The sequence below is a fragment of the Streptomyces sp. NPDC027663 genome, assembly GCF_055566415.1.
Genome location: NZ_JBVHSK010000002.1, coordinates 392,662 through 418,604 on the forward strand (window position 1 = coordinate 392,662; position 25,943 = coordinate 418,604).

Annotated in this window: 24 protein-coding genes; 14 read left to right on the forward strand and 10 right to left on the reverse strand. The window is 70.9% G+C overall.

Annotation, left to right across the window (positions count from 1 at the left end; genetic code table 11):
• The first annotated feature begins 74 nt into the window (after window positions 1-74).
• Window positions 75-695: a cysteine hydrolase family protein gene (locus ACZ4SF_RS06625; RefSeq protein WP_468379122.1), complete on the forward strand. Its 621-nt coding sequence runs from the start codon at window positions 75-77 to the stop codon at window positions 693-695.
• Window positions 696-791: 96 nt separating this feature from the next.
• On the opposite strand, the gene ACZ4SF_RS06630 is transcribed toward ACZ4SF_RS06625, so the two are convergent.
• Window positions 792-1,169 carry a hypothetical protein gene (locus ACZ4SF_RS06630; RefSeq protein WP_468379124.1) on the reverse strand — a complete coding sequence of 126 codons (378 nt, stop codon included), beginning with the start codon at window positions 1,167-1,169 and terminating at the stop codon, window positions 792-794.
• A gap of 217 nt (window positions 1,170-1,386) precedes the next feature.
• Between ACZ4SF_RS06630 and ACZ4SF_RS06635 the strand changes: the two genes are divergently transcribed.
• The 3 genes from ACZ4SF_RS06635 to ACZ4SF_RS06645 all read left to right on the forward strand — a co-directional run bounded on the left by ACZ4SF_RS06635 (window position 1,387) and on the right by ACZ4SF_RS06645 (window position 6,040).
• The gene (locus ACZ4SF_RS06635) at window positions 1,387-2,772 is read left to right on the forward strand and encodes a class II fumarate hydratase (protein WP_468379127.1); all 1,386 of its coding nucleotides are present in this window, start codon (window positions 1,387-1,389) and stop codon (window positions 2,770-2,772) included.
• Between the two features lie 84 nt (window positions 2,773-2,856).
• Window positions 2,857-3,546 carry a cytidylyl-2-hydroxypropylphosphonate hydrolase gene (gene fomD / locus ACZ4SF_RS06640; RefSeq protein ID WP_468379130.1) on the forward strand — a complete coding sequence of 230 codons (690 nt, stop codon included), beginning with the start codon at window positions 2,857-2,859 and terminating at the stop codon, window positions 3,544-3,546.
• Between the two features lie 349 nt (window positions 3,547-3,895).
• Entirely contained in the window at window positions 3,896-6,040 is a 2,145-nt protein-coding gene (locus ACZ4SF_RS06645; RefSeq protein ID WP_468379133.1) for a SpoIIE family protein phosphatase, read from the forward strand.
• A gap of 126 nt (window positions 6,041-6,166) precedes the next feature.
• On the opposite strand, the gene ACZ4SF_RS06650 is transcribed toward ACZ4SF_RS06645, so the two are convergent.
• Entirely contained in the window at window positions 6,167-8,569 is a 2,403-nt protein-coding gene (locus tag ACZ4SF_RS06650) for a transglycosylase domain-containing protein (protein WP_468379136.1), read from the reverse strand.
• 257 nt (window positions 8,570-8,826) lie between these two features.
• On the opposite strand from ACZ4SF_RS06650, the gene ACZ4SF_RS06655 reads away from it, so the two are divergent.
• The 5 genes from ACZ4SF_RS06655 (at window position 8,827) to ACZ4SF_RS06675 (ending at window position 13,692) form a co-directional block, all read left to right on the forward strand.
• Window positions 8,827-9,720, forward strand: coding sequence for an SPFH domain-containing protein (locus ACZ4SF_RS06655; protein ID WP_468380401.1), 894 nt, complete (start codon window positions 8,827-8,829; stop codon window positions 9,718-9,720).
• A complete protein-coding gene (locus ACZ4SF_RS06660) occupies window positions 9,717-9,968 on the forward strand; it encodes a type II toxin-antitoxin system antitoxin (protein ID WP_468379139.1) in 252 nt (83 codons plus the stop codon). The genes ACZ4SF_RS06655 and ACZ4SF_RS06660 overlap by 4 nt, the downstream gene beginning before the upstream one ends.
• Window positions 9,969-10,115: 147 nt before the next feature.
• On the forward strand, window positions 10,116-10,640 hold the full coding sequence (locus ACZ4SF_RS06665) for a PadR family transcriptional regulator (protein WP_468379142.1): 525 nt from the start codon (window positions 10,116-10,118) through the stop codon (window positions 10,638-10,640).
• On the forward strand, window positions 10,637-11,326 hold the full coding sequence (locus tag ACZ4SF_RS06670) for an ABC transporter ATP-binding protein (protein WP_468379144.1): 690 nt from the start codon (window positions 10,637-10,639) through the stop codon (window positions 11,324-11,326). The genes ACZ4SF_RS06665 and ACZ4SF_RS06670 overlap by 4 nt, the downstream gene beginning before the upstream one ends.
• 65 nt (window positions 11,327-11,391) lie before the next feature.
• Window positions 11,392-13,692, forward strand: a complete 2,301-nt coding sequence (locus ACZ4SF_RS06675; protein WP_468379146.1) for an ABC transporter permease — start codon at window positions 11,392-11,394, stop codon at window positions 13,690-13,692.
• A gap of 189 nt (window positions 13,693-13,881) precedes the next feature.
• Here the strand turns inward: ACZ4SF_RS06675 and ACZ4SF_RS06680 are convergent, their stop codons facing one another.
• Complete coding sequence (locus ACZ4SF_RS06680; RefSeq protein WP_468379149.1) at window positions 13,882-14,829, reverse strand: LysR substrate-binding domain-containing protein; 948 nt, start codon at window positions 14,827-14,829, stop codon at window positions 13,882-13,884.
• Window positions 14,830-14,962: 133 nt separating this feature from the next.
• On the opposite strand from ACZ4SF_RS06680, the gene ACZ4SF_RS06685 reads away from it, so the two are divergent.
• The 3 genes from ACZ4SF_RS06685 to ACZ4SF_RS06695 all read left to right on the forward strand — a co-directional run bounded on the left by ACZ4SF_RS06685 (window position 14,963) and on the right by ACZ4SF_RS06695 (window position 16,620).
• Window positions 14,963-15,517 carry a peroxiredoxin gene (locus ACZ4SF_RS06685; protein WP_071381327.1) on the forward strand — a complete coding sequence of 185 codons (555 nt, stop codon included), beginning with the start codon at window positions 14,963-14,965 and terminating at the stop codon, window positions 15,515-15,517.
• A 3-nt stretch (window positions 15,518-15,520) separates the two neighbouring features.
• The gene (locus tag ACZ4SF_RS06690; RefSeq protein WP_468379153.1) at window positions 15,521-16,054 is read left to right on the forward strand and encodes an alkyl hydroperoxide reductase; all 534 of its coding nucleotides are present in this window, start codon (window positions 15,521-15,523) and stop codon (window positions 16,052-16,054) included.
• A 113-nt stretch (window positions 16,055-16,167) separates the two neighbouring features.
• The gene (locus tag ACZ4SF_RS06695) at window positions 16,168-16,620 is read left to right on the forward strand and encodes a hypothetical protein (RefSeq protein ID WP_468379156.1); all 453 of its coding nucleotides are present in this window, start codon (window positions 16,168-16,170) and stop codon (window positions 16,618-16,620) included.
• Between the two features lie 29 nt (window positions 16,621-16,649).
• Here ACZ4SF_RS06695 and ACZ4SF_RS06700 read toward each other — a convergent pair whose 3' ends face one another.
• From ACZ4SF_RS06700 to ACZ4SF_RS06720, 5 genes are all read right to left on the reverse strand, one after another.
• A complete protein-coding gene (locus tag ACZ4SF_RS06700; RefSeq protein WP_468379159.1) occupies window positions 16,650-17,972 on the reverse strand; it encodes an AI-2E family transporter in 1,323 nt (440 codons plus the stop codon).
• Window positions 17,973-18,135: 163 nt separating this feature from the next.
• A complete protein-coding gene (locus tag ACZ4SF_RS06705; RefSeq protein WP_468379162.1) occupies window positions 18,136-18,840 on the reverse strand; it encodes an aggregation-promoting factor C-terminal-like domain-containing protein in 705 nt (234 codons plus the stop codon).
• Window positions 18,841-19,237: 397 nt separating this feature from the next.
• Window positions 19,238-20,563 (reverse strand): PhoH family protein, encoded by a 1,326-nt coding sequence (locus ACZ4SF_RS06710; RefSeq protein WP_201831793.1) that lies wholly within the window; start codon window positions 20,561-20,563, stop codon window positions 19,238-19,240.
• A 369-nt stretch (window positions 20,564-20,932) separates the two neighbouring features.
• Window positions 20,933-21,706, reverse strand: a complete 774-nt coding sequence (locus tag ACZ4SF_RS06715) for an isoprenyl transferase (RefSeq protein ID WP_468379165.1) — start codon at window positions 21,704-21,706, stop codon at window positions 20,933-20,935.
• A gap of 700 nt (window positions 21,707-22,406) precedes the next feature.
• Window positions 22,407-23,192, reverse strand: coding sequence for a methyltransferase domain-containing protein (locus tag ACZ4SF_RS06720; RefSeq protein WP_468379168.1), 786 nt, complete (start codon window positions 23,190-23,192; stop codon window positions 22,407-22,409).
• Window positions 23,193-23,243: 51 nt separating this feature from the next.
• Between ACZ4SF_RS06720 and ACZ4SF_RS06725 the strand changes: the two genes are divergently transcribed.
• A complete protein-coding gene (locus ACZ4SF_RS06725; protein WP_468379171.1) occupies window positions 23,244-23,813 on the forward strand; it encodes a DinB family protein in 570 nt (189 codons plus the stop codon).
• A gap of 34 nt (window positions 23,814-23,847) precedes the next feature.
• Here ACZ4SF_RS06725 and ACZ4SF_RS06730 read toward each other — a convergent pair whose 3' ends face one another.
• The gene (locus ACZ4SF_RS06730; RefSeq protein WP_468379174.1) at window positions 23,848-24,720 is read right to left on the reverse strand and encodes an LLM class flavin-dependent oxidoreductase; all 873 of its coding nucleotides are present in this window, start codon (window positions 24,718-24,720) and stop codon (window positions 23,848-23,850) included.
• A gap of 97 nt (window positions 24,721-24,817) precedes the next feature.
• Here ACZ4SF_RS06730 and ACZ4SF_RS06735 point away from each other — a divergent pair, with 97 nt between their 5' ends.
• On the forward strand, window positions 24,818-25,192 hold the full coding sequence (locus tag ACZ4SF_RS06735; protein ID WP_468379177.1) for a DUF192 domain-containing protein: 375 nt from the start codon (window positions 24,818-24,820) through the stop codon (window positions 25,190-25,192).
• Between the two features lie 127 nt (window positions 25,193-25,319).
• On the opposite strand, the gene ACZ4SF_RS06740 is transcribed toward ACZ4SF_RS06735, so the two are convergent.
• Window positions 25,320-25,940, reverse strand: coding sequence for an OmpA family protein (locus ACZ4SF_RS06740; protein WP_468379179.1), 621 nt, complete (start codon window positions 25,938-25,940; stop codon window positions 25,320-25,322).
• Window positions 25,941-25,943: the final 3 nt, after the last annotated feature.

Consider the following 25,943-nt stretch of genomic DNA (forward strand, 5'->3'; position numbering starts at 1 on the left):
CGAGCCACAGGTCTGTGCGCCGGGCAGGGGCGCATAGTGGATGGCGCACGTCATCCGTCCGGGAGGCCGCCGTCATGACGGACCGTTATGACCCCAGCCGCACTGCAGTACTGCTGGTGGATCCCTACAACGACTTCCTCTCCGAGGGCGGAAAGCTGTGGCCGCGCGTGGCGCCGGTGGCCGGGGAAGTGGGTCTGCTGCGCAACCTGCGCACGGTCATGGACGCCGCGCGCACAGCCCGCCTGACGGTGGCCTTCGTCCCGCACCGGCGCTGGGAAAGGGGCGACTACGTCGGCTGGGACCACCCCAATCCCAGTCAGCGCAAGGTGCAACGGCTGCAGACCTTCGCCCGCGGCAGCTGGGGAGGCGAGTTCCACCCGGACTTCCAGCCGCAGCTGGGAGATCTGCTGGTCAAGGAGCACTGGGCACAGAGCGGCTTCGCCAACACCGATCTGGACTTCCGACTCAAGCAGCACGGCATCACGCACGTCGTCCTGATCGGACTGCTCGCCAACACCTGCATCGAGTCGACGGGCCGCTTCGCGATGGAGCTCGGCTACCACGTCACTCTCGTCACCGACGCGACCGCCGCGTACAGCGCCGACATGATGCGCGCCGCACACGAGCTGAACGGCCCCACCTACGCCCACGCCATCGTCACCACGGCGGAACTCGTCCACACGCTGGCGGGCTGAACCCGCGAACGGCTCAACGCGGCGGTACCGCCCAGGGCAGCCTGGACGACTGTGGCGCCGGCCGCGGTGGATCGAAGTGGCCGCGTGACGGTGGGGTCAGCGGGGTAGGCAGCCGAACCAGTTCACGGTGTCGTCGTCGGAGGTGTAGCCGAGACACCTGATGGTCCTGTCGTGCAGGGTCTCGGTCCGGCCGACCCCTCCGTTCAGGTATCCCGTCTTGTAGTGGGGCTCCACGAGGGTGTCGATCTCGACGGTGTACCAGCGGCGCTCGTCGTCCGGCAGGCTGCAGCCGTGGGCGGTCATGTTGCGGCTGGGGTCGTCGCCGGTCCATATGGGCCGTTCGGCGCGGTCGCAGTACGCGCGGTGTGCGCGGCCGGCGGCGTCGGCCGCGCCGGCGCCGGTACCGAACAGGACCGTGGCGCCCGTGGCCACCGCCGCGGTGGCGCCGAGCAGGCGCTTCAGAGTGAGGTTCACCGGTTTGTCCTCCTGTAAGCCGCGATGACGGCCCGGAGCCGCCCTGTCACCATGAGTTGATAGTCACACTTATCCGGGATGTCCGGCTCGTCAGGCGGAGGTGCGGTCCCCCGACCCGGTGACTCCGGTCATGCCAATGCAGCAGCGGGCACCCGGGCTCCCGCCCGTGCGGCCCAGGGTCCGGAACATCCCCGGCGCCCTGACCGCTGATACCGGCATGAGTGAATACCGCATCGAGCACGACTCCATGGGCGAGGTCCGGGTCCCGGCCCACGCCAAGTGGCGGGCGCAGACCCAGCGCGCCGTCGAGAACTTCCCCGTCTCCGGGCAGCGGATCGAGCGGGCGCACATCGAGGCGCTGGCCCGCATCAAAGCGGCGGCGGCGAAGGTGAACGCCGAGCTGGGTGTGCTGGACAAGGACGTCGCGAACGCGATCCAGGAGGCGGCCGGGGAGGTCGCCGCGGGCCGGTGGGACGAGCACTTCCCGGTGGACGTGTTCCAGACGGGCTCCGGGACCTCGTCCAACATGAACACCAACGAGGTCCTGGCGACGCTGGCGACCGAGCGGCTCGGCCGGGACGTGCACCCCAACGACCACGTCAACGCCTCGCAGTCGTCCAACGACGTCTTCCCGTCCTCGATCCACATCGCCGCCACCGCTGCCGTCACCCACGACCTGGTCCCGGCCCTGGAGCACCTCGCCGCGTCCCTGGAGCGCAAGGCCGGGGAGTTCGCCGACGTGGTGAAGTCGGGGCGTACGCACCTGATGGACGCGACGCCGGTGACGCTGGGCCAGGAGTTCGGCGGGTACGCCGCCCAGGTGCGGTACGGCATCGAGCGCCTCAGGGCCTCCCTGCCGCGGCTGGCCGAGCTGCCGCTGGGCGGCACGGCGGTCGGCACCGGCATCAACACCCCGCCCGGGTTCTCGGCCGCCGTCATCGAGGAGGTCGCCCGGGCCACCGGGCTGCCGCTCACCGAGGCCCGCGATCACTTCGAGGCGCAGGGCGCCCGGGACGGCATCGTGGAGACCAGCGGGCAGCTGCGGACCATCGCGGTGGGCCTGACGAAGATCGCGAACGATCTGCGGTGGATGTCGTCCGGGCCGCGCACCGGCCTCGCCGAGATCCGGCTGCCCGACCTCCAGCCCGGCTCGTCGATCATGCCGGGGAAGGTCAACCCGGTCGTGCCCGAGGCCGTGCTGATGGTCGCCGCCCAGGTCATCGGGAACGACGCCACCATCACCACCGCTGGCGCGGCCGGCAACTTCGAGCTGAACGTGATGCTGCCGGTCATCGCCAAGAACGTGCTGGAGTCGGTCCGGCTGCTCGCCAACGTCTCGCGGCTGCTGGCCGACCGGACCGTCGACGGCATCACCGCCGACCGCGAACGCACCCGCGAGTACGCCGAGTCGTCGCCGTCCGTGGTGACCCCGCTGAACAAGTACATCGGTTACGAGGAGGCCGCGAAGGTCGCCAAGAAGTCCCTCGCCGAACGGAAGACGATCCGCGAAGTCGTCCTGGAGGGCGGCTACGTGGAGCGCGGCGACCTGACACTGGAGCAGCTCGACGAGGCGCTGGACGTCCTGCGGATGACGCGTCCGTAACTGCGAGCGAACCTTTCCGGCCACCGCCGTACAACCGTGACGGGTGCCGCAGCGTCCTACGACTGCGGCACCTAATATCTGTGCATGACGGACGACGGAGCGGTGACACGAGTGACGGCGGGACCTGCGGCGCACTGGACCCCGGGGACGCAGATCCTGTGGCGCTACCGCGAGAACGGGGGCGAACACGTCCACATCGCCCGGCCCGTCACCGTCGTACGCGACGACGCAGATGTCCTCGCGGTGTGGCTGGCCCCCGGCACCGAGTGCGTGAAGCCGGTCCTGACCGACGGTACGCCCGTGCACCTGGAGCCGCTGGAGTCCCGCTACACCAAGCCGCGCACGGTCCAGCGGGACCGCTGGTTCGGCACGGGCGTACTGAAGCTGGCCCAGCCCGGTCTGCCCTGGTCGGTGTGGCTGTTCTGGGATCCGGGCTGGCAGTTCAAGAACTGGTACGTCAACCTGGAGCAGCCGTTGACCCGTTGGGCGGGCGGGGTGGATTCCGAGGACCACTTCCTGGACATCTCCGTGCACCCGGACCGCAGTTGGCACTGGCGGGACGAGGACGAGTTCGCTCAGGCCCAGCGGGACGGGCTGATGGACGCGGCGACCGCCGAACGGGTGCGGGCGGCCGGGCGGGAGGCGGTCGAGGTGATCCGTTCCTGGGGGCCGCCGTTCTCGGACGGCTGGCCGCACTGGCGCCCGGACCCGTCCTGGGCGGTACCTTCTCTCCCCGAGGACTGGGACCGTACGCCCGCGCACGTGTCCTCATGAGACCCTTGATGCGCCCCCAGGCAAGAAACGTAGGATCGTCCTCCGCAATCATACGAACAAGGCCGGTGCACGGCACCGTCGTTGAGGGGTGGTGGTCGGGTGCCGAAGGGGAGCGTCAGCGCAACTTGCGGATCATGCACCGAGCTTGACCGATCGTCACCGAGGGGCGGCAGCACGTGAGCGAGGCGTACGAGGGCGGTACCACCGCGGACGGCGGCGGCTCTGCGAACGACACAGGAACAACCCCTGACCACGCGGGAATTCCGTTCCTGGGACACGTATTGCGGGTATCGGGATTTCGGCGGGACCAACTGCGCGCTCGGCGTACCCGGTGCGCAGCCCCGGACGGATGGATGCGACACGCGTGACGGAGCAGCCCACCTCCTTCGAACGCCCCCAGCCGGGCGTCGACCCCGCGGAGGCCCGCGGGGCGCTCCTGCGTACCCCGAAACAGCTCGGCAACCCGGCCTTACCCGCGCAGGCCCGGTCCGAGGGAACCCCCTCGGGCCCGGGCACGGCCACGCCCTGTGGCAAGGGAAAGGACGGCAAGGGGAAGGAGCCCCCAGTCAACGGCCCCGAGCACTCCCAGCCCGCCACCGACGACCCGATGGGTGGACCTCCCGCGAGGGGGAACGCGAGCGTGGGTGACCACCGCCCGCGCCCCGCTCCGGAGGGCATCCCGGCGCAGCCCGGTGCGGAGCCGGAGCGGGCCTCGGGCGGTCAGGAGCGCCGTACCGGGCGGGGACTGCCGCCGGGGCGTCCGATGCCCATGCGGCGTGACGGGGACCGGCTCAGGTTCGTGGGCGCGGCCACCCGGCGGATCGCCCGCGGGCTCGACCTGGACGAGATCGTGATGGGGCTGTGCCGGGCCACCGTGCCGACGTTCTCGGACGCGATCCTGGTCTATCTGCGCGACCCGCTGCCGGTGGGCGACGAGCGGCCCACCGGGCCGGTGGTGCTGCGGCTGCGCCGCACGGACCGGATACCGGAGGAACGGGACACCGAAGGGGTGCTGCTGCCGCCGGCGTTCGACCCGGAGCCGGAGCCGACCGCGCTGGCGGAGCTGTCGTCGCTCACCACCGAGTTGTGCGAGGTGCGGCCGGGCGGCGCGCTGAACGAGGTGCTGCGCGGGGTGCGGCCGGTGTTCGCCGACGCGCCCGCCGCCCGGGCCGCGCTGCCGGAGCTGCTGGGCGAGGGCGGCGAGGCGGTCGTACCGGGCGGGCAGCACGCGATCCTCGCGCCGTTGCGCGGCCGGCGCCGGGTGATCGGCGCGGCGCTGTTCCTGCGCCGCCCGGAGCGGCCGGCGTTCGAGGCGGACGACCTGCTGGTCGCCGCCCAGCTGGCCACGCACAGCGCGCTCGGCATCGACAAGGCGGTGCTGTACGGCCGCGAGGCCTACATCGCCGACGAACTGCAGCGCACGATGCTGCCCGAGACCCTGCCGCGCCCGACCGGTGTCCGGCTGGCCTCCCGGTATCTGCCGGCTGCGGAGACCGCACGGGTCGGCGGCGACTGGTACGACGCGATCCCGCTGCCCGGCAGCCGGGTGGCGCTGGTCGTCGGCGACGTCATGGGGCACTCCATGACCTCGGCGGCGATCATGGGGCAGCTGCGCACGACCGCGCAGACCCTGGCCGGGCTCGACCTGCCCCCGCAGGAAGTGCTGCACCACCTGGACGAGCAGGCGCAGCGCCTGGGCAGCGACCGCATGGCGACCTGCCTGTACGCCGTCTACGACCCGGTCACGCACCGCATCACGATCGCCAACGCCGGCCATCCGCCGCCCGTGCTGCTGCATCTGGGCGGGCGGGCCGAGGTGCTGCGGGTGCCGCCGGGTGCGCCGATCGGTGTCGGCGGTGTCGACTTCGAGGCGGTCGAGCTGGACGCGCCCGCCGGGGCGACCCTGCTGCTGTACACCGACGGTCTGGTGGAGTCCCGGCTGCGGGACGTGTGGACCGGCATAGAGCAGCTGCGCGAGAAGCTCGCCGCGACGGCCCAGCTGACCGGCCCGGACCATCCGCCGCCCCTCGAGGCGCTGTGCGACGAGGTGCTGGACATGCTCGGACCGGGCGACCGGGACGACGACATCGCGCTGCTCGCGGCCCGGTTCGACGGGATCGCGCCGAGCGATGTCGCGTACTGGACGCTGGAGCCGGAGGACGCGGCTCCCGGCCAGGCTCGTCGGCTGGCCCGGCGGGCGCTGGCCCGCTGGGACCTGGAGGAGCTGACGGACTCGGTGGAGCTGCTGGTCAGCGAGGTCGTGACGAACGCCGTGCGGTACGCGTCCCGGCCGGTGACCCTGCGGCTGCTGCGCACCCATGTGCTGCGCTGCGAGGTCGGCGACGACGTGCCGCAGCTGCCGCGCCTCAGACAGGCGCGGGCCACGGACGAGGGCGGCCGGGGCCTGTACCTGGTCAACAGGCTGGCGCGGCGCTGGGGAGCGACCCGGCTGAGCACCGGCAAGGTGGTCTGGTTCGAGCTGAACCGGGGCTGAGCGCCCCGAGCGAGCGACGTGCCGACGCCGTCGTCCTGCGCGCCCCGGGGGCCGGAGAACGGCGAAGGGCGCCCGGAGCCCCGCGGCGGTAGCCGCACGGCTCCGGGCGCCCTTTCCCGTGCGCGCCTACTGGCCGAAGTCGGCGTCGGGGTCGAGCGGGTCCTCCGTGGTGGGCGACGTCGGCGGCTTGGTCGTCGGGGTCTGGGGCTGGGTCGGGCTCTGCGACGGGCTCTGGGACGGCGACTGCGACGGCGACTGGGACGGCGACTGCGACGGCGACTGGGAGGTCGGCGGCTCGCTGGTCGGCGTCTGCGACGGGGTCTGGGTCGGGGTGTGCGTCCACGTCGGCGTCTCGGTCGGCTCGACGGCCGCGCCCTGCGTGGTGTTCAGGTCGAACTCGGACTGGTCGGTCACCCCGAAGGTGTATGCGGCCCAGATCTTCGCGGGCGGGCCGCCGCCGTTCACGCGGCCGCCGCCCATGGCGCCCCTGAGCGACACCTGGGCGCCCTTCTTGATCGGCTCGCCCGCACAGCCGGTGCCGCCGGCCTTGGCCGCCTCACCGAACAGGCCGACCGAGGTGACCAGGTCGGGTGTGTAACCGGTGAACCAGGCCGAGCGGTTGCAGTCGGAGGTGCCGGTCTTGCCGGCCACCTGCTGGCCGTTGCGCAGCGGGTTGCCCGCCACCGACTCCTGGGCCGTACCGTCGTCGACGACGCCGGTGAGCACGGAGGTGACCGTGTCGGCGGCCGTGCGGCTGATCACCGAGCCGCCGACCGCGTCCGGGATGTCGGCCGAACGGCCCTTGATCTCGGCCGACTTCAGGATCGACGGCGTCACCTTGTAGCCGTGGTTGTCGAAGGTGGCGTAGATCCCGGCCATCTCCAGCGGGCTGGCGCCCATGGAACCGAGCGTCTGGGCGGGCACGGCCTGCATGTCCTTGGTGTCCATGCCCAGCTTGTTCGCCGTGCTCATGACCTTGTCCATGCCCACGTCGACGCCCATCTGCGCGAAGACCGAGTTGACGGACGCGTTCATGGCGTTCTGGACGGTGATCTTGTCGTAGTTGTGGTTGTCCTCGTTCGGCGGAGCGAACCCGACCTTGGAGCCGTGGTCGACGACGGGGCGGCGGCTGGTGCCGTCGTAGACGGTGTTGGCGGCGATCGGCTTGCCGTCCTGCGTGGTGGCGTTCTCCTCCAGCGCGGCGGCGAGGATGACCGGCTTGAACGTCGAGGCCGGCTGGTAGTCCGTGCGTGTGGCGTTGCTGTAGTAGTGCTTGTAGTAGTCCTCGCCGCCGTACAGCGCGACGATCCTGCCCGTCTTGGGGTCGACGGAGACGGCACCGGCCTGCACGTCGTTGTCGACCTTGCGCTGCTTCTTGTCGAGCTTGCCGGTCAGGCGGCTCTTGACGGCCCGCTCCAGCGCGGCCTGCTTCTTGCGGTCGATGTTGAGGGTGATGGTCCAGCCCTTTTCGATGACCGCGTTCTCCGCCTGCGACTGGGTCAGCCCCTGCTGCTCCATGAGCTGCTTCTCGAGCTGCTGGTTGGCGAGTTCGACCAGGTAGCCCTTCTGTCCTTCGAGGCCCGGGGCGCCCTTGGGCTCCTTGATCTTGGGGAAGTGCATGGCGTCGCGCTTGCCCTTGGCCAGCCAGCCCTCCTCGACCATGTTGTCGAGCACGTAGTTCCAGCGTTCAGTGACCAGCTTCTTGCCGGTGGCCGAGGCGGCCGTCCAGTCGTACTGGCTCGGCGCCTGGAGGAGGGCGGCCAGGTAGGCGCCCTGTTCGACCGACAGCTCCTCGGCGTCGACGTGGAAGTAGGCCTGGGCGGCGGCCTGGATGCCGTAGGCGTTGCGGCCGTAGTAGCTGGTGTTGATGTAGCCGGCGAGGATGTCGTCCTTGGACGTCTCGCGGTCCACCTTCAGCGCGATGACCAGTTCCTTCACCTTGCGTGTGACGGTCTGGTCCTGGTTGAGGTAGAAGTTCTTGACGTACTGCTGGGTGATCGTGGAGCCACCCTGCTTGCCCCTGCCCGCCAGCGTGTTGAGCAGACCGCGGGCGGTGCCCTTGAAGTCGACGCCGACGTCGTTGTAGAAGCTCTTGTTCTCCGCGGCGACGAAGGTCAGCTGGACCTTGCGGGGCACCTTGGACAGGTCGACGATCTCGCGGTTGACCTTGCCGCTGCGGGCCAGAAGCGATCCGTCGCTGTACTTGTAGACGTTGCTCTGCTGCTGGGCGGCGGCGTTGCCCTCGGGGACGTCGACGTACAGGTAGAGCCCGATGAAGGCCGCGATCACCAGCAGGCACATCCCGAAGAAGGTCCCGAGGATCTTCTTCCAGGTGAACATCCGGCGTATGAGGCTCTTGCCGGGCTTGCCGCCGCCGGTGGCCTTGCGGCCGGCCGCGGGTGTGCCGCCGGTCGCGTTCTCTCCGCCGGGGGCGGACGCGGTGGCGGCCTCGGGCGCCGAGCGGCGGCGTTGGGGCGCCGCGCGGTGGCCACCGCGCTGTCGCGCTCGTCTCTCTTCCGCTCGTCCCATGTGTCCCTACGCTCGCTTCCGTCTCGGGGTCAGCTCCGAAAGCTAACACCCCCCTATATGACAAAGGGCGTCCGATCCGCTCTTTTACGGACGTGAGAATGAGCACCCGCCCCTAGGGAACCGACGGCTATCAGTGGCGAAGGGTTGCCTGACGGCTTAAAGTGATATCACTTAGCTAGAAGCAAGCTAGGCACTTCGAGAACCGGGGGTCCCCTGTGTCCATTTCCGAGCCGGCCGCCACCGCCGACGTCCCCGAGATGCCCGCGCCACGCGTGCGGGAGTTCACCGCCCACAGCATCGGCGGCGGCCTCGCCCTGCTGCTCGGGCTGATCGGACTCGGCGCCGCGATCGTCCTGTTCGCCGCCTCAGGAGCCGCCTCCTCGTCCGGCGCCGAGGGCGGGCTCATCGCCGCGGGAGTCCTCATACTCCTCGCGTCCCTGATCGCGATGCGCGGCCTGAACACGGTCGCGCCGGGCGAGGCCCGGGTGGTCCAGCTCTTCGGGCGCTACCGGGGCACGATCCGGCAGGACGGTCTGCGCTGGGTGAACCCCTTCACCTCACGCACCCGGATCTCCACCCGGGTGCGCAACCACGAGACCGCCGTGCTGAAGGTCAACGACGCCTACGGCAACCCGATCGAGCTGGCCGCGGTCGTGGTGTGGAAGGTCCAGGACACCGCCCAGGCCACCTTCGAGGTGGACGACTTCGCCGAGTTCGTCGCCACCCAGACCGAGACGGCCGTGCGGCACATCGCCATCGAGTACCCCTACGACGCCCATGACGAGGACGGCCTGTCGCTGCGCGGCAACGCCGAGGAGATCACCGAGAAGCTGGCCGTCGAGCTGCAGGTGCGGGTCGAGGCGGCCGGCGTGCAGATCATCGAGTCCCGCTTCACGCACCTCGCGTACGCTCCCGAGATCGCCTCGGCGATGCTCCAGCGGCAGCAGGCGGGAGCGGTCGTCGCGGCCCGGCGGCAGATCGTAGACGGCGCGGTGGGCATGGTCGAGGCGGCGCTGGCCCGGATCGCGGATGCGGACATCGTGGACCTGGACGAGGAGCGGAAGGCGGCGATGGTGTCGAACCTGATGGTCGTGCTGTGCGGGGACCGTGCCCCGCAGCCGGTCCTCAACACCGGGACCCTCTACCAGTGACGGACTCCCCGGAGACGCCCAGGCGGCGGCCGCAGCAGCGCAAGCAGGTGCTGCTGCGGCTGGACCCGTCGGTGTACGACGCACTGGCCCGGTGGGCCGGGGACGAACTGCGGTCCGCCAACGCGCAGATCGAGTTCCTGCTGCGGAAGGCGCTGGCGGAGGCCGGGCGGCTGCCGCGGGACACCGGCCCGCTGCCGCGCCGGGGGCGGCCCCCGGGCGGCTCCGCCCCGAAGCCCCCGTCGGCCTGACCAGCCCCGTCCCAGGCCAGGGGACGGGGCTGCCGGTCGTTACGGAACCATGACAATCGCGCGCCACCTGCGGGGCCGTACCGCCCGCCACGGCCTGCACACTCGGCGTATACATCCCGCGTATACACCGTGTGTAGAGTGCTCTGCATGTCCATCGGTCACACCCTCCTAGGGCTCCTGGAGTCCGGCCCGCGCCACGGCTACGACCTCAAACGGGCCTTCGACGAGAAGTTCGGTCACGACCGGCCGCTGCACTACGGCCAGGTCTACTCCACGATGTCCCGGCTGCTGAAGCACGGCCTCGTGGAAGTCGACGGCATCGAGGCGGGTGACGGCCCCGAGCGCAAGCGGTACGCCATCACCGACGCCGGCATCACCGATGTCGAGCGCTGGCTCGCCACCCCGGAGAAGCCGGAGGAGTACCTCCAGTCGACCCTCTACACCAAGGTCGTCCTCGCGCTCCTCACCCACCGCGACGCGGCCGACATCCTCGACACCCAGCGCTCCGAGCACTTGCGCAGCATGCGCATCCTGACCGACCGCAAGCGCAAGGGCGACCTCGCGGACCAGCTGATCTGCGACCACGCCCTGTTCCACCTGGAGGCCGACCTGCGCTGGCTGGAGCTGACGGCCGCCCGGCTCGACAAGCTCCGTGAGGCGGTGGCCCGATGACTCCTCCGCCCGGCTCCCTGCTCGCCGCCCAGAACCTGCGCAAGGCCTACGGCCCCACGATCGCGCTCGACGGCGCCGAGTTCTCCATCCACCCCGGCGAGGTCGTCGCCGTAATGGGCCCCTCCGGCTCCGGCAAGTCGACGCTCCTGCACTGCCTCGCCGGCATCGTGCCGCCCGACTCCGGATCCATCACCTACGACGGCCGCGAACTGGCCGGCATGACCGACACCCAGCGCAGCGCGCTGCGCCGCAGCGAGTTCGGCTTCGTCTTCCAGTTCGGCCAGCTCGTCCCCGAGCTGACCTGCGTGGAGAACGTGGCCCTGCCGCTGCGGCTGAACGGCACCTCCCGCAAGGAGTCCGAGCGGGTCGCGCTGACCTGGATGGAGCGCCTGGAGGTGGACGACCTGAAGGCCAAGCGGCCCGGCGAGGTCTCCGGCGGCCAGGGCCAGCGGGTCGCGGTGGCGCGGGCGCTGGTCACCGGACCACGGGTGCTGTTCGCCGACGAGCCGACCGGCGCGCTCGATTCCCTCAACGGCGAGCGGGTGATGGAGCTGCTGACGGACGCCGCCCGCTCCACCAACGCGGCCGTCGTGCTGGTCACGCACGAGGCCCGGGTGGCGGCCTACTCCGACCGGGAGATCGTCGTACGCGACGGCAAGTCCCGGGACATGGAGCGCGCGATATGAACGACAGGAGGGGGCAGCGCCCGCGCGAGCGAAGCCGAGCGTGGGGGAGGTCCCGGGACCTGGGCATGGGGATCCGGTTCGCGTTCTCCGGCGGGCGCGAGGGCTGGGTCCGGATGGTACTCACGGCGGTGGGCGTCGGCCTGGGCGTCGCCCTGCTGCTGCTGACGACCGCGCTGCCGAACGTCCTGGCGGCGCGGGACCAGCGGGGTTCGGCACGGCAGGACCTCACCTTCGGCGCGCCCATGCCGCCCAAGGGTGACAACACCGTACTGGTCGGCATGAATGACACCGAGTGGCACGACAAGGACATCCGGGGCCGGCTGCTGCAGCCCGAGGGGTCCCGGGCGCCGCTGCCGCCCGGCGTGGACCGCTTCCCGGCGAAGGGTGAGATGGTCGCCTCGCCCGCACTGAAGGAGCTGCTCGCCTCGGACGCGGGCAAGCTGCTGCGCGAGCGGCTCGCGGACCGCATCATCGACACGATCGACGAGCCCGGCCTGCTCGGCTCGCACGAACTCGCCTACTACGCGGGCGCCGACGACATGGTGGCGAGCAAGAACAGCTCGCGCGTGGTACGGCTGACCGCGTTCGGGGAACAGCACCCGACGACGACCGAGCGGGCCGACCCGGTGCTCATCCTGATGACGCTGGTGGTGTTCGTCGCCCTGCTGACACCGGTCGCCGTGTTCATCGCCGCGGCCGTACGGTTCGGCGGCGAGCGGCGCGACCGGCGGCTGGCCGCGCTGCGGCTGGTGGGCTCCGACAGCCGGATGACCCGCCGGATCGCGGCCGGCGAGGCCCTGGCCGGGGCGCTGCTCGGACTGGCCGTCGGCACGGTCTTCTTCCTGATCGGACGGCAGGTGGCCGGCTCGGTAGAGGTGATGGGCGAGAGCTTCTTCCCGAGCTACGTGGACCCCTCCCCCGCCCTGGCCCTGCTGGTCGCGGTGGCGGTTCCGGCCGCCGCGGTACTGGTGACGCTGCTCGCGATGCGCGGGGTGGTCGTGGAACCGCTCGGAGTGGTGCGTACGGCCAAGCAGGCCCGGCGGCGCCTGTGGTGGCGGCTGCTGCTGCCGCTGGCGGGCCTCGGGATGCTGTACCCGATGATCGGCAACGGCCGCAGCCACGGCGAGTTCAACCAGTACCTGGTCATCGGCGGCGTGCTGCTCCTGCTGGTCGGCATCACGGCGCTGCTGCCCTGGCTGGTCGAGGCGGTCGTCGCCCGGCTCGGCGCGGGTGCGGTCTCCTGGCAACTGGCCGTACGGCGCCTGCAGCTGAGCAGCGGCACGGCGGCCCGCATGGTCAACGGCATCGCGGTGGCGGTGGCCGGCGCGATCGCGCTGCAGATGCTGTTCGCGGGCGTGGAGAGCCAGTACACGAAGGACACCGGCCGCGACCCGCAGCGGGCGTCGATGGAGATCGACCTGTCGGACCGGTCCCGGGTTGCGGTGGCGTCCCGCGAGTTCGCCCGCACCAAGGGCGTACAGGCGTCGGTGACGATCTCCAGCGGCGGGTTCGGCGAGCGCCGCCGCGATCCCGCCACCACGGCGGGCATCACCGTCGGCGACTGCACCGCGCTGCGCGAGCTGGCCCACCTGCCGTCCTGCCGGGACGGTGACGTGTTCCTCCTGCCGGGCGAGGACGACGACGCCGCGCTGCGGGCCCTCCGGCGTGCGGGCCGGCACGGATTCATCGACCCGAGCTACAGCAGCGAGCGCGGGCGCGAGGTTCCCTGGACGGTGCCGGCCGGCCTGCGGCAGGCGACCGCGCGCAAGGACTCCCTGCAGTCCGGCCTCTCCGGCCTGCTGCTCACCCCGTCCGCACTGCCCGCCCGGGCCGCGCCGACGCTGTACCACCAGGTCTTCGTCCGTCTCGATCCGTCGGTGCCGGACGCGAACGAGTACGTACGGAACACGGCGGCGCACGTGGACCGGCTCGCCACCGCCTGGAGCCTGTCGCCGACCCTGACGTCCACGAAGTTCGCCTCCCTGCGCACCGGCCTGTTCATCGGCGCGGTCTGTGTGCTGGGGCTGATCGGAGCGAGCCTGCTGGTGTCCCAGCTGGAGCAGTTGCGGGAGCGGCGCAAGCTGCTGTCGTCGCTGGTCGCCTTCGGCACCCGGCGCCGCACGCTGGGACTGTCGGTGCTGTGGCAGACGGCGCTGCCGATCGCGCTGGGTCTGCTGCTGGCCTCGGTGGTGGGCCTGGCGCTGGGTGCGGTGCTGTTGAAGATGACGGCGACCCCGGTCACCGTCGACTGGGCGAGCGTACTGTCGCTCACCGGCGCCGGCGCGGCGGTGGTCCTCACGGTCACCCTGCTGAGCCTGCCGCCGCTGATCCGGCTGATGCGGCCGGAAGGACTGCGGACGGAGTAGGACCGCCGTCGGCCGGCTGCGGCGCCGTGGCCGGTTCCATCGCGGCGCCGCAGTGGCCGGTTCGGCTGCGGCGCCGTCGTGGCCGGCCGTCCCGCCGCGGCCGCATGTCCCGCACGGCGTGCTGCGAAGCCGCATGTCCCGTACGGCCCCGCGCCCTTCCGAGTTCTCTGCCCTTCGGGGCGCGGCCCCTCAGGCTTCCAGCACGCGTACCGGCAGGGGCCGTAGCGCGCCCCTCAAGGCCGCCGCCAGCTCCTCGTACTCGGCGGAGCGGGCCGCTCCCGCGCGCATGGCGAAGGCGACTCGGCGGCTCGGGGCGGGCTCGGCGAAGTAGCCGGTCAGCAGTTGGCTGCTGCGGGCGGTCTCCAGTTGCAGCGCGGTGCGCGGGAGCAGCGTGCAGCCGAGGCCACCCGCCACCAGCTGGACCAGCGTGGACAGTCCCGCGGCCGTGGTGGTGACGGGCGCGTCCTCGCGTCCGGCCTCCCGGCAGATGTCGAGGGCCTGGTCGCGCAGGCAGTGACCCTCGTCCAGGAGCAGCAGGTTCAGCTCCTTGAGCGCCTCGCGGGGGATGCCCTCCCGGCCGCCGAGCCAGTGGTCGAGCGGGGTGACGAGCACGAAGTCCTCGTCGAAGAGGGGAAGTTCGACGACTCCGGGAACACCGAGCGGCACGGCAAGCAACAGCAGGTCGAGGCGGCCGGAGTTCAGACCGTCGAGCAGGCTGGAGGTCTGCTCCTCGTGCACCTGGAGGTCGAGGTGCGGGTAGCGGTCGTGGACGAGCCGGAGTACGGCCGGCAGCAGATACGGCGCGACCGTCGGGATCACCCCGAGCCGCAGCACGCCCGTGAAGGGCGCCCGGACCGCCTCGGCCTCCTCCAGCAGCGCCCCGACCTCGTCCAGCACCGCCTTGGCCCGCACGGCCAGCCGCTCCCCCGCGGGCGAGAGCAGTACCTTGCGGGTCGTACGCTCGAGGAGGGTCACGCCGAGCGTCTCCTCCAGCGCCGAGACGGCGCCGGACAGGGCGGGCTGGCTCATTCCGATGGCCGCCGCCGCGTCCCGGAAGTGCAGATGCTCGGCCACGGCGACGAAGGCACGCAGCTGGGCCAGGCTCGGCTGCCTCCGCTTGCCGTTACTGATAGTCACTGATAGCCACCTCCGATCAACCTGACCCATTGTAGCTATTTCACTAATCAATGCACCCTGTGCCAACATCGATAACGTCCAACCCATGGGAAACATCCCCAAAAGGGGTGTTTCTTTGCTGCAAGGAGAGCGTGTGCTCACTGTCGGTGACAAGTTCCCCGAGTTCGAACTGACCGCCTGCGTCTCGCTGGAGAAGGGCAAGGAGTTCGAGCAGATCCACCACAAGTCCTACGAGGGCAAGTGGCTGGTGGTCTTTGCATGGCCCAAGGACTTCACCTTCGTCTGCCCGACCGAGATCGCCGCGTTCGGCAAGCTGAACGACGAGTTCGCCGACCGTGACGCCCAGATCCTCGGGTTCTCCGGTGACTCCGAGTTCGTCCACCACGCCTGGCGCAAGGACCACCCGGACCTGACCGACCTGCCGTTCCCGATGCTGGCCGACTCCAAGCACGAGCTGATGCGCGACCTGGGCATCGAGGGCGAGGACGGCTTCGCGCAGCGTGCCGTCTTCATCGTCGACCCGAACCGCGAGATCCAGTTCACCATGGTCACCGCCGGTTCCGTGGGCCGTAACCCCAAGGAGGTCCTGCGGGTCCTGGACGCCCTGCAGACCGACGAGCTGTGCCCGTGCAACTGGAGCAAGGGCGAGGACACCCTGGACCCGGTCGCGCTGCTGGCTGGTGAGTGACCCATGTCGCTCGACTCGCTGAAGTCCCGCGTCCCGGACTACGCCAAGGACCTGAAGCTCAACCTGGGCTCGGTCATCGGCAACTCGGAGCTGCCGGCGCAGCAGCTGTGGGGCACGGTGCTGGCGACCGCCATCGCCTCGCGTTCCCCGATCGTGCTGCGTGAGCTGGAGCCGGAGGCGAAGGCGAACCTGTCGCCGGAGGCGTACCAGGCCGCCAAGGCCGCCGCCGCGGTGATGGCGATGAACAACGTCTTCTACCGCACCCGGCACCTGCTGTCCGACCACGAGTACGGCACCCTGCGCGCGGGCCTGCGGATGAACGTCATCGGCAACCCGGGCGTGGAGAAGGTCGACTTCGAGCTGTGGTCCTTCGCGGTCTCCGCGATCAACGGCTGTGGCATGTGCCTGGACTCGCACGAGCAGGTGCTGCGCAAGGCCGGCGTGGAGCGCGAGACCGTCCAGGAGGCGTTCAAGATCGCCTCTGTCGTGCAGGCGGTCGGCGTGACCCTCGAGGCCGAGGCCGTACTGGCCGAGTGACCCGAGGCGGCGCATCACGGCCCCCTGCCCACCTGGTGGGCAGGGGGCCGTCGTCCGTCTTCTGAGTACCCGTACTCAGGCCCCGCGGCAGGCGGTTGCGGAAGGCTGCGGGCATGGAGACTCACCCCACGCCGACGCGGTCCGCGCTGCCCCGCGTCCTGGGTGCGGCCGCGACGGGAGCGCTGCTGGCCGTCGCCGCCCGCAGCTACCTCTCGTGGGCCGTCCACCGCACCGACGCGGAGTGCGCGACGACCGACGGCCTGTGCTTCACCTGGTGGGGTGTGACGGCTGTTCCCCTCGTCCTCGCCGTCTCCGCGACCGTCCTGAGCGTCGTCTACCGATGGCTGGACATCCGGCCGCGGCTCGTCATCGTCCCGCCGACGGTCCTGCTCGGGGTGCTTCCCCTCGGGGCCGCACAGGCGGTGCTCGGCCGGCCGGCGGTCGCCCTCGCGGGCGGGGCCTGGGCCTGCTCCCTCGCGCTCGCCGCGTGGCGCCGTCACCGCGTGCCGGCCGTCGTGGCCTCGGCCGCGCTGCTGCTCGCCGCCATGGCCGTGCTCTACGGCTGAGCCTGCACCGCCCGCGGTGCTGCGCCGCCCTAGACGCGCGCGTTCTCTTCCGCGCCGGCCGGGGCCGGCTCCCCGGCGGGTTCTCCCCCGGCAGAAGCGGCGGCCTTCTGCCGCTCCATCTCCTGCGAGTACTGCCGCAGATAGCCCACCACCGTGTTCGACACCGCGACCAGCGGTACGGCCACCACCGCGCCGCCGATGCCCGCCACCATGCCGCCGGCCGCCACGGTCAGGACGACCGCCAGCGGGTGCACCCGGACCGCACGGCCGAGGATGAACGGCTGCAGGACGTGCCCCTCGATCTGCTGGACCGCGAGGACGACCACGAGGGTCATGACGGCCGTGAAGACACCCTGGGTCACCAGCGCCACGATCACCGCGAGCGCGCCGGAGGCGACCGCGCCGACCAGCGGGATGAACGAGAACAGGAAGATGAAGACGGCCAGCGGGACGGCCATCGGCACGTCCAGGAAGTAGATGCCCATACCGATGAAAATGGCGTCGATGAGCGCCACGAGGACCGTGCCGCGGACGTACGCGGTCAAGGTGCGCCAGGCACGCGGGCCGGCGCCGGCCACGCCCGGGCGGGCTGCCGTGGGCACCAGCTTCAGGAACCACTGCCAGATCCGCTCGCCGTCGTAAAGCAGGAACAGCGTCGAGAAGAACACCAGCAGGATGCCGGTGAGCGCCTCCACGATGACCTGAACTCCCTCCAGGCCCGCGGACGTTATCTGGTCGGCGTTGGCGCCGATCGCCTCGCGGAGGTTCTTGGCGATCTGGTTGATCTGCTTGTCGGTGACGTGGAACGGGCTCTTCAGCAGCCAGTTGCGCAGGTCGTCGATGCCGCTCTGGATCTGGTTGGAGAGCGTGTCGATGTTCTCCATGACCTGCCAGGTCACGAACCAGCCCATGAGGCCGATGACGACGAAGCCGCTGATGGCGGTGAGCGCGGTGGCCGGGCCGCGCGGCACGCCGCGACGGGTGAGCCGGGCGACCGTCGGCTGCAGCAGCGCGGTGACCAGCAGGGCGATGACGAACGCGAACACCACCAGCTGGACGGCGCTGATGACCCGCATCAGCACCCACACGGTGCCGGCGAGGACGAGCAGGCGCCAGCCGGCCTCGGCCGCGACCCGTACGCCCCAGGGCACGGCCTCGGCCGGGTCGGGGCGAGGGCCCTGGGCGGCGGGCGGGGGCGGGTCGGCGGCGGGTGCGGCGGCCGGTTCCGGACCGGCCTGTCCGGCGGACCCGGAGGGGTCCTTCTCCGCCTCCGCGCGACGCTCGTCGAGACGCTCGCTCATCTCGGTGAGACCGGCCCCGAGCCGGCCGAGCCACCCTGGCACTCGCGACATGATCCGTCCTCTTTCCCCGCGTCCCCGGGTGCTCGCCACCACTCCCCCCTGGAGTCGTTCGGGTACGACCGTACAGGGCGAAAGCCCCTCCCCTGAGGACGGGGAGGGGCTGCGCGAGGTCGAGCGGAGCCGGGCGGCTCGGTACCGGTGACCGGCGGTCGGCCTAGTACCAGTGGTTGGCCTGCCAGAACGACCACGCCTGGCACGGGCTGCCGTAGCGACTGTTCATGTAGTTGAGGCCCCACTTGATCTGGGTGGCCGGGTTGGTCTGCCAGTCGGCACCGGCCGAGGCCATCTTGGTGCCGGGCAGGGCCTGGAAGAGGCCGTATGCACCGGAGGAGGCGTTCACCGCACGGTAGTTCCAGCTGGACTCGTGGTCCACGATGTTGCTGAAGCACTGGTACTGGCCGGAGGCCACCATCTGACGCGCCATCGCCTGGATCTGCGCCACGGTGTAGCTGCTCTGGGTGGGGAAGCTGGAGGAGTCGCGGACGTCGTCGCGGCTGGCCGCGGCCTTCGCCTCGGCGCGCTCCTTGGCCTCCTCGGCAGCCGCCTTCTCAGCGGCTTCCTTCTTGGCGATCGCGGTTTCGGCGGCAGCCTTGCGGGCCGCTTCCTCGGCGTCCTTCTTGGCGCTCGTGTCCGCGGCGATGGCCTGTGCGTCGGCCTGCTGCGTCAGGGACGCGGACGCGGCCTGCACCTGCACCTGCTGACCCGCGGGTATGTCCGCGAGGAGCGTGGTGTCGGCTGCCGTAGCCTCGGCGTCGTTGGTCTGCGCGGTGCTGCCCGAGGCAACGCCGACGACGCTTCCGACAGCGGTGACCGCGGTGGCGGAGGCCACTGCGAATCCCCGGACCGAAATCCGGCTCACACGGTTTCCTTCCAGCATCGCCCGCTTCGGTGACCCTGGCGGACGCAATCGTGCCCCTGGCACTGGCCTCCCAACTGCGGGGTCACGGGAGGCGCGGGCCCGGTGGGCAACTCCCTCAGCGGAAGCGCCGCGTGGTGCTCGGGCGGCATACGGCGGCGTTATGGAGTTGATGGTGCTGCTGTGGTGCGAACCGCTGGGGGTACACGTGTGCCGTATGCGGGGCCTGACAGGACTGAGACTCTGCCGCAACCGGACGCCGGGTGGCAATTCTGTGTTGCGTGTGAAAGCTCACATCCCGTTTGGCCCTGGTGATTTCAGGAAACCTCCACGCACGAAGGCGCCGCCCGGCTAGGCTCATGGCCTTTGCCGGACGGCGCCAACAGCCGTCAGCTCAGCGTCAGATGTGTCCGTCCTCCAGCATTTCGGTCACAAGCGCCGCAATCTGGGACCTCTCGGACCGCGTCAGCGTGACGTGGGCGAAGAGCGGGTGCCCCTTCAGCTTCTCCACGACGGCGACCACACCGTCGTAACGGCCTACGCGCAGATTGTCCCGCTGTGCCACGTCATGCGTGAGAACGACCCGCGAATTGGCGCCGATCCGGGACAGAACGGTCAGCAGCACGTTCCGCTCCAGCGACTGCGCCTCGTCCACGATCACGAACGCGTCATGGAGGGACCGGCCGCGGATGTGGGTCAGCGGGAGGACCTCCAGCATCCCGCGCGCGGTGACCTCCTCGATGACCTCGCGGCTGGTGACCGCCGAGAGCGTGTCGAAGACGGCCTGCGCCCACGGGCTCATCTTCTCCGCCTCGCTGCCCGGCAGATAGCCCAGTTCCTGTCCGCCGACCGCGTACAGCGGCCGGAAGACCATCACCTTCTGGTGCTGCCGGCGCTCCAGGACCGCCTCCAGGCCCGCGCACAGCGCCAGCGCCGACTTGCCGGTGCCGGCCCGGCCGCCCATCGAGACGATGCCGACGTCCGGGTCGAGCAGCAGATCGAGCGCGATGCGCTGCTCGGCGCTGCGGCCCTTGATGCCGAACGCCTCCCGGTCGCCGCGCACCAGGCGGACGTTGCCCTCGGAGGTGATCCGCCCGAGCGCCTTGCCGCGCTCGGACTGGATGGTCAGGCCGGTGTGCACGGGGAGGTCGGAGGCCTCCGGGACGTACACGTGCCCTTCCTCGAAGAGGATGTCCACCTGCTCACCGGAGAGGGTGAGTTCGGACATACCGGTCCAGCCCGAGTTCTCCGTGATGGCGAGTTCGGCCCGGTACTCCTCGGCCAGGAGACCGACCGACGACGCCTTGATCCTGAGCGGCAGGTCCTTCGACACGACGGTGACGTCGAACCCCTCGGCCTGCAGGTTGCGTGCCACCGCGAGGATGCGGGAGTCGTTGTCCCCCAGGCGGTAGCCGGTGGGCAGCACGCTGGGGTCCGAGTGATTGAGCTCGACACGGATCGTGCCGCCGAGGTCCCCGATCGGGATGGGGGCGTCGAGACGGCCGTACCGGACCCGGTAGTCGTCCAGCAGGCGCAGCGCCTGGCGGGCGAAGTAGCCGAGTTCGGGATGATGCCGCTTGGCCTCCAGTTCCGTGACCACGACGATGGGGAGCACGACCTCGTGCTCGTCGAAGCGGGTCAGGGCGTTCGGGTCGGCCAGCAGGACGCTGGTGTCGAGAACATAGGTGCGCCGGTCTGACTTGTGGCGCTTTGCGCTGGTCACCACGGAAGGACGTACCCCCTCGGATGAGGTCGGGGAGCGACGGAGTGGAAGCCGGGCCGGGAGGGCGGGGAAATCCAGGCCGGTCGTCGGCCGCCCTGCACGGGCCGAGAACCGGCCCTCCGCCTCTTCGTCCGCGCTGTGACCGCACGATCGGGCTGGTGCAAAGGGCCTCCCGGGCGAACGGCTCCGTGCCGCCCGCTGAGATCCGACACCCGTGGTTCGGGTGTCGACCTGCTTGGCTTATGCCCTCGAACATGCACTGCCATGCAAATACGGCCAACAGCGCGCCGGTGAACTCCTCATTACGTCCACACGAACCGGGGGAAACGACAACGCCCCGTCACCAAGCGGCGACGGGGCGGTTCCGGGCGGTCAGCCGCCGTAGCGCCGGTGACGTGCCGCGTAGTCGCGCAGCGCGCGCAGGAAGTCGACCTTCCGGAAGGCCGGCCAGAAGACCTCACAGAAGTAGTACTCGGAGTGGGCCGTCTGCCAGAGCATGAATCCGGACAACCGCTGTTCGCCGCTGGTGCGGATCACCAGGTCCGGGTCGGGCTGGGCCCCGGTGTAGAGGTGACGGCCGATCATGTCGACGTCGACGGACTCCGCGAGGTCCTCCACCGCCACGCCCTTGTCGTGCGCGTCGAGCAGCATGGAGCGCACGGCGTCGGCGATCTCCTGCCGGCCGCCGTAGCCGATGGCCACGTTGACGAGTATCCCGTCGATGTGGGCGGTGGCCTCCTCGGCCTCCTTCAGGGTGCGCTGCATGCCCGCGGGCAGCAGGTCCATGGTGCCGACGTGGTGCACGCGCCAGCGGCCGTCGGCGGCGAGGGTGCGGACGACGTCCTCGATGATGCCGAGCAGGGGGACCAGTTCCTCCTGCGGCCGCTCGAAGTTGTCGGTCGACAGCAGCCACAGGGTGACGACCTCGACGTCGGTCTCGGTGCACCAGCCGAGGAACTCCTCGATCTTCTCGGCACCGGCCCGGTGGCCGTGGACGGCACTGGAGCCGCTCGCCTTGGCCCAGCGGCGGTTGCCGTCCATGATGACGCCGATGTGCTTGGGCACCTGAGCGTGGTCAAGGTGGCCCTCCACCCGGCGTGCGTAGAGCCTGACGAGCAGGCCGCGCAGCTTGTCGCGCAGGTTCACGTGGCCCTCCGGGGGTTTTGGCGCGGGGTCAGGTGCCGGAGCCTACCGGTGCCGGGCGCCCGCTCACGGTCCGGGGTTTGGGTTCCCCAGGCCCTGGGTGAGGACGACGGGCGCCGTTCGAGCGGTTCCTGGACGTCCGCCACAAAAAACGGGCCGGTCCGTGGGGGGGAGACGGACCGGCCCGAGGGGGGGTTTCCACCATAACCCTTCGTGAGGGATGGTGGGTGCATCGGCGCGAGACAACTACTCTCCGGAATCACCCGGCAACCGCTCCGTGGCCCCGGAATGGTGCATTCAGGGGCGCTTCATGGCCGATTCACTGCGGAATCCCAGGGAAATGCGGCCGAATACGCAGGGATTCGCAAGGATTGAGCCATCTTGGGGGTGCGTCGGCGAGTTGTCCGGGGTCCCCCCGACGGGCGACTCGGTCAGCGAACGGTGACTTCACGGTTCCGCCACGCGCTCCGACCAAGATCATGCGGCTTCACGGCACCGCGCAACCCCCTCCACTGCGCGGTGCCGCCCGCGCAGCTTTGCTCACGCGAATTACCTTGGTCTGAACTTACGTGACCTGTGAGACGGATGTGAACCAGGCTCGATAACAATGTGGAAACCGCAGGGAACACTGAGGTGAACCGTCACCTGTTTCCTGCCGTATGCCGGTTTCGTCACTCCCTGGTTTACGTACGTCGAACAGCCGTCACTCCCTTGGTTTACGTACGTCGAAAAGCTGCCGGGAGCTGTGGGCGACGAACGGCCCCTCCCGCTCGATGTGCTCGTGCAGCGCACGGAGCCGGGGCTCGTACGCCTCCACCGTGAAGCCCGGGACCATCCAGACCACCTTGCGCAGAAAATGCACGACGGCGGCGATGTCATGGAACTCCATCCGCAGCCGCTCCGCCCGCAGCCCGGCCACCTCCAGGCCCGCCGCCTCGGCCTCCGCCCGCTCCCGCTCCGGATCACGGGCCCGCCGCACCTCCTCCGGCTGCGGCCCGAGGAAGTACTCGACCAGTTCGAAGACACTGCCCGGCCCCACATGCTGGGCGAAATACGTGCCGCCCGGCCGCAGCACCCGGGCGATCCCGGCCCAGTCCGGGCGCACCGGATGGCGGCTCAGTACCAGGTCGAACGCCTCGTCGGCGAACGGCAGCGGTGCGTCGTCCGGGGCGGCGACCACCACGACGCCGCGCGGCCGCAGCAGGGCGGTGGCCTTCGCCACGTTCGGCGGCCAGCCCTCCGTCGCAGCGACCAGCACCGGCCGGGCCGGCTCCGCCCGGCCCAGCGCGAAGTCCAGCACCTCCCCGCCGCCGGTCTGGATGTCGAGCGCGGCCTCGGCCATGGCCAGCCGCTCCCCTGCCGACCGGGCGTACCCCCACGAGGGCCGGGCCTCACCGGCCCTCCCCTCGAACCAGGAGAAATCCCACCCCTCGGTGGGCACGGCGACGCCCTCGGCCACGAGGTCCTCGAAGGAACGGTCAGCAGGCATACCGCCATGATCACAGCGGACGGCCGCCGGGCCCTGCTAGTTTCCCCGCGCATGACGACCTCTGACGCCTTTGCCGCATCGGATGCCGCGGACGCCTCCGACACCACGGATGCTTCCGGCGCCGTGTACACCGCCGGTGAGAAGGAGACCCTGCACCGGAGCCTGGACCGGCACCGCGACGCAGTGCTCTGGAAACTCGACGGCCTCGACGACGAGCAGCTGCGCCGCCCGATGACCCCGACCGGCACGAGCCTGCTCGGCCTGGTCAAGCATCTGGCCTCGGTCGAGTACGGCTGGTTCGTGGAGACCTTCGGCCGCGAGACGGAACCCCTCTGGTTCGACCCGTACACATCCGAGGACATGCGGATCGCCCCCGACGAGACGACGGACCGGATCACCGCCTTCTACGGCCGCGCCCGAGCCGCCGCCGACCGGGTGATCACCGAGCTGCCCCTGGACGCACCGGGCCACCCGGCCTGGCGGGACCACACCGTCTCCCTGCGCTGGGTCCTGGTCCACATGATCGAGGAGACCGCGCGGCATGCCGGGCACATGGACATCGTGCGGGAGCTGATCGACGGGGCGACGGGGGACCATCCGCGGGGGAACGCCGGGAGCTGAGCGACGGCCGGGCGGGGCGTGGGGCAGGGCTCGGTCACGGCACCAGTGGCCGGACCTCCTCCGCGGCGAAGCGCACGAAGCGCTCCGGGTCGGGCTCGTCGGCGGTGGGCTGCAGCACCACCGTGTCCGCGCCGGCCTCGGCCAGCCGCCGCACGGCCTCCGCCACGGCAGCCGCGTCCCCGGCGACCCCGACATCCGGCACCGACGCCAGCCCCTCGGCGGCGAGTTCGGCGCGCAGCCGGGCGCCGGCGCCGTCCCCGGTGGCGGCCAGGAGATAGACGACGAGCCGGTGTGCACCACCGCGACCGGCCGCCTGCCGCCCTTCCTCGACGAGTTTCCGGGCCCGCCGTACGCCGTCCACCGAAGTGGCAGCGGTCAGGAGGGTGCCGTCGGCCTTCTCGCCGGAGAGCCGGAGCGTACGGGGCCCGGTGCCGCCTGCGAGCACGTCGACCGGGTGCGGCGGGGGCCAGTCGAGAGCGACGTCGTCCAACCGGACGTACTGCCCCTGCACAGTGAGCCGCTCCCCGCGCAGCAGGGCGCGCAGGGCGTCGAGATGCTCGCCGAGCAGACCCAGCGGTGAGGCGGCCCGGGCACCGACCTGCCCCATCCAGTCCTGCACGCCGTGTCCCAGGGTCAGGATGGCCCGGCCGGGGAACATACGCTCCAGCGAGGCGGCCTCCATGGCGGTGACGGCCACGTTCCTGAGCGGCACGGGCAGCAGCCCGATGCCGACCCGCACCCGTTCGGTCCAGGCGAGTGCGGCAGCAGCCGTGGACACCCCACCCTCCAGGAAACAGTCCTCCCACAACCACAGCTCTTCCAGCCCCACGTCATCCGCGAGGCGGGCAACGGCTCGCAGCCGCTCGGGCGGAAGCTGGGGGCGGAAGACGACACCGAGTCCTGTCATGGACTTCTTCCTAGTGGGGAGGGTGAGGGGTGACAACCGGTTTTCCCGGGTGAAGAGCCGGGGGCGCCGACAGGTCGTGGGAGGGGGACGCGGGGCCATGGGAAGACGCCGGCGGGACGGGGTGGGGAAGCTGATCGTGCCGGGGGGCGAGGACGGGGAACACCCGACGGTTCTCCCCCTGGAGATCGCGAGCACCTACCGGGCGCGGACGAGGGGGCTCCTGGACCGGGACTCGATCACCGGGGCGATGCTGCTGTCACCGGCGAGCGGGGTGCACACGTTCGGGATGCGGATCCCGATCGACGTGGCTTACCTGGACCGCCGGCTGACCGTCATCGCCGTCCGCACGATGCGTCCCGGCCGCCTGGGCCTGCCCCGGCTGCGGGCACGGCACGTGGTGGAGGCGGAGGCGGGGACGATGGCGGGGTGGGGGTTGCGGGCGGGGGTGCGGGTGAGGGTGGAGACGGCGTAGGCACCGGTGCCGGTCGAGGGCCGTGACTCCGAGGCGCCGGGGCCCGGCGAGCGACGCGGACGGCACCCGTCGGATCTGGTCCGAGTACGAAGTGGGGGGCGAGGAGGCGGGGAGCCGGCCGGCCGGGCTACTGCTGGGTGCGGGGGAAGGACACCTCGACCCGGCGGTTCTTCCTCCGGCCCTCCTCTGTGGAGTTGTCGGCGATCGGGTACTGCTCGCCGTAGCCGCGGACGTCGAAGGTGATGCCCGAGTCGTTCAGGTCCTGGTCGAGGACGGCCTGTACGGCGTTGGCGCGCTGCTTGGACAGGGTGTCGCCGTGGGCGGAGGAGCCGAGGTTGTCGGTGAAGCCGAAGACACGGACCCGGGCCGCGTTCTGCTTCTTGACCTCCTCGGCGATGGTGGCGATGCGGGCCTTCGCGTCTTCGTCGAGCTTGGCGCTGTCCTTGCCGAACAGCACCTCGGCCTGCAGAGCGAAGGTCACATCGGCGTTGGTGTCCTCCCGCCGCTCGTCCCCACTCTGATCCTCCACGACCGACTTGATGTCCAACACCTTGGCCGCAGCCAGCGTGGCCCCTTCGGGCAGCTTGAGGTCGGGGTCGGTGGGGTCGACCTTCACGGGGGCGGTGGCGGTGGGTTCGGTGCCGGGGGGTTGGCTGGGGGTGTCGTCGGCGACTGCCGTGGTGCCGGACAGATTCACGGCACACAGCAGGACAACGGCGGTGAGGACGAGGCGGGGTGTGGTGATCACTTG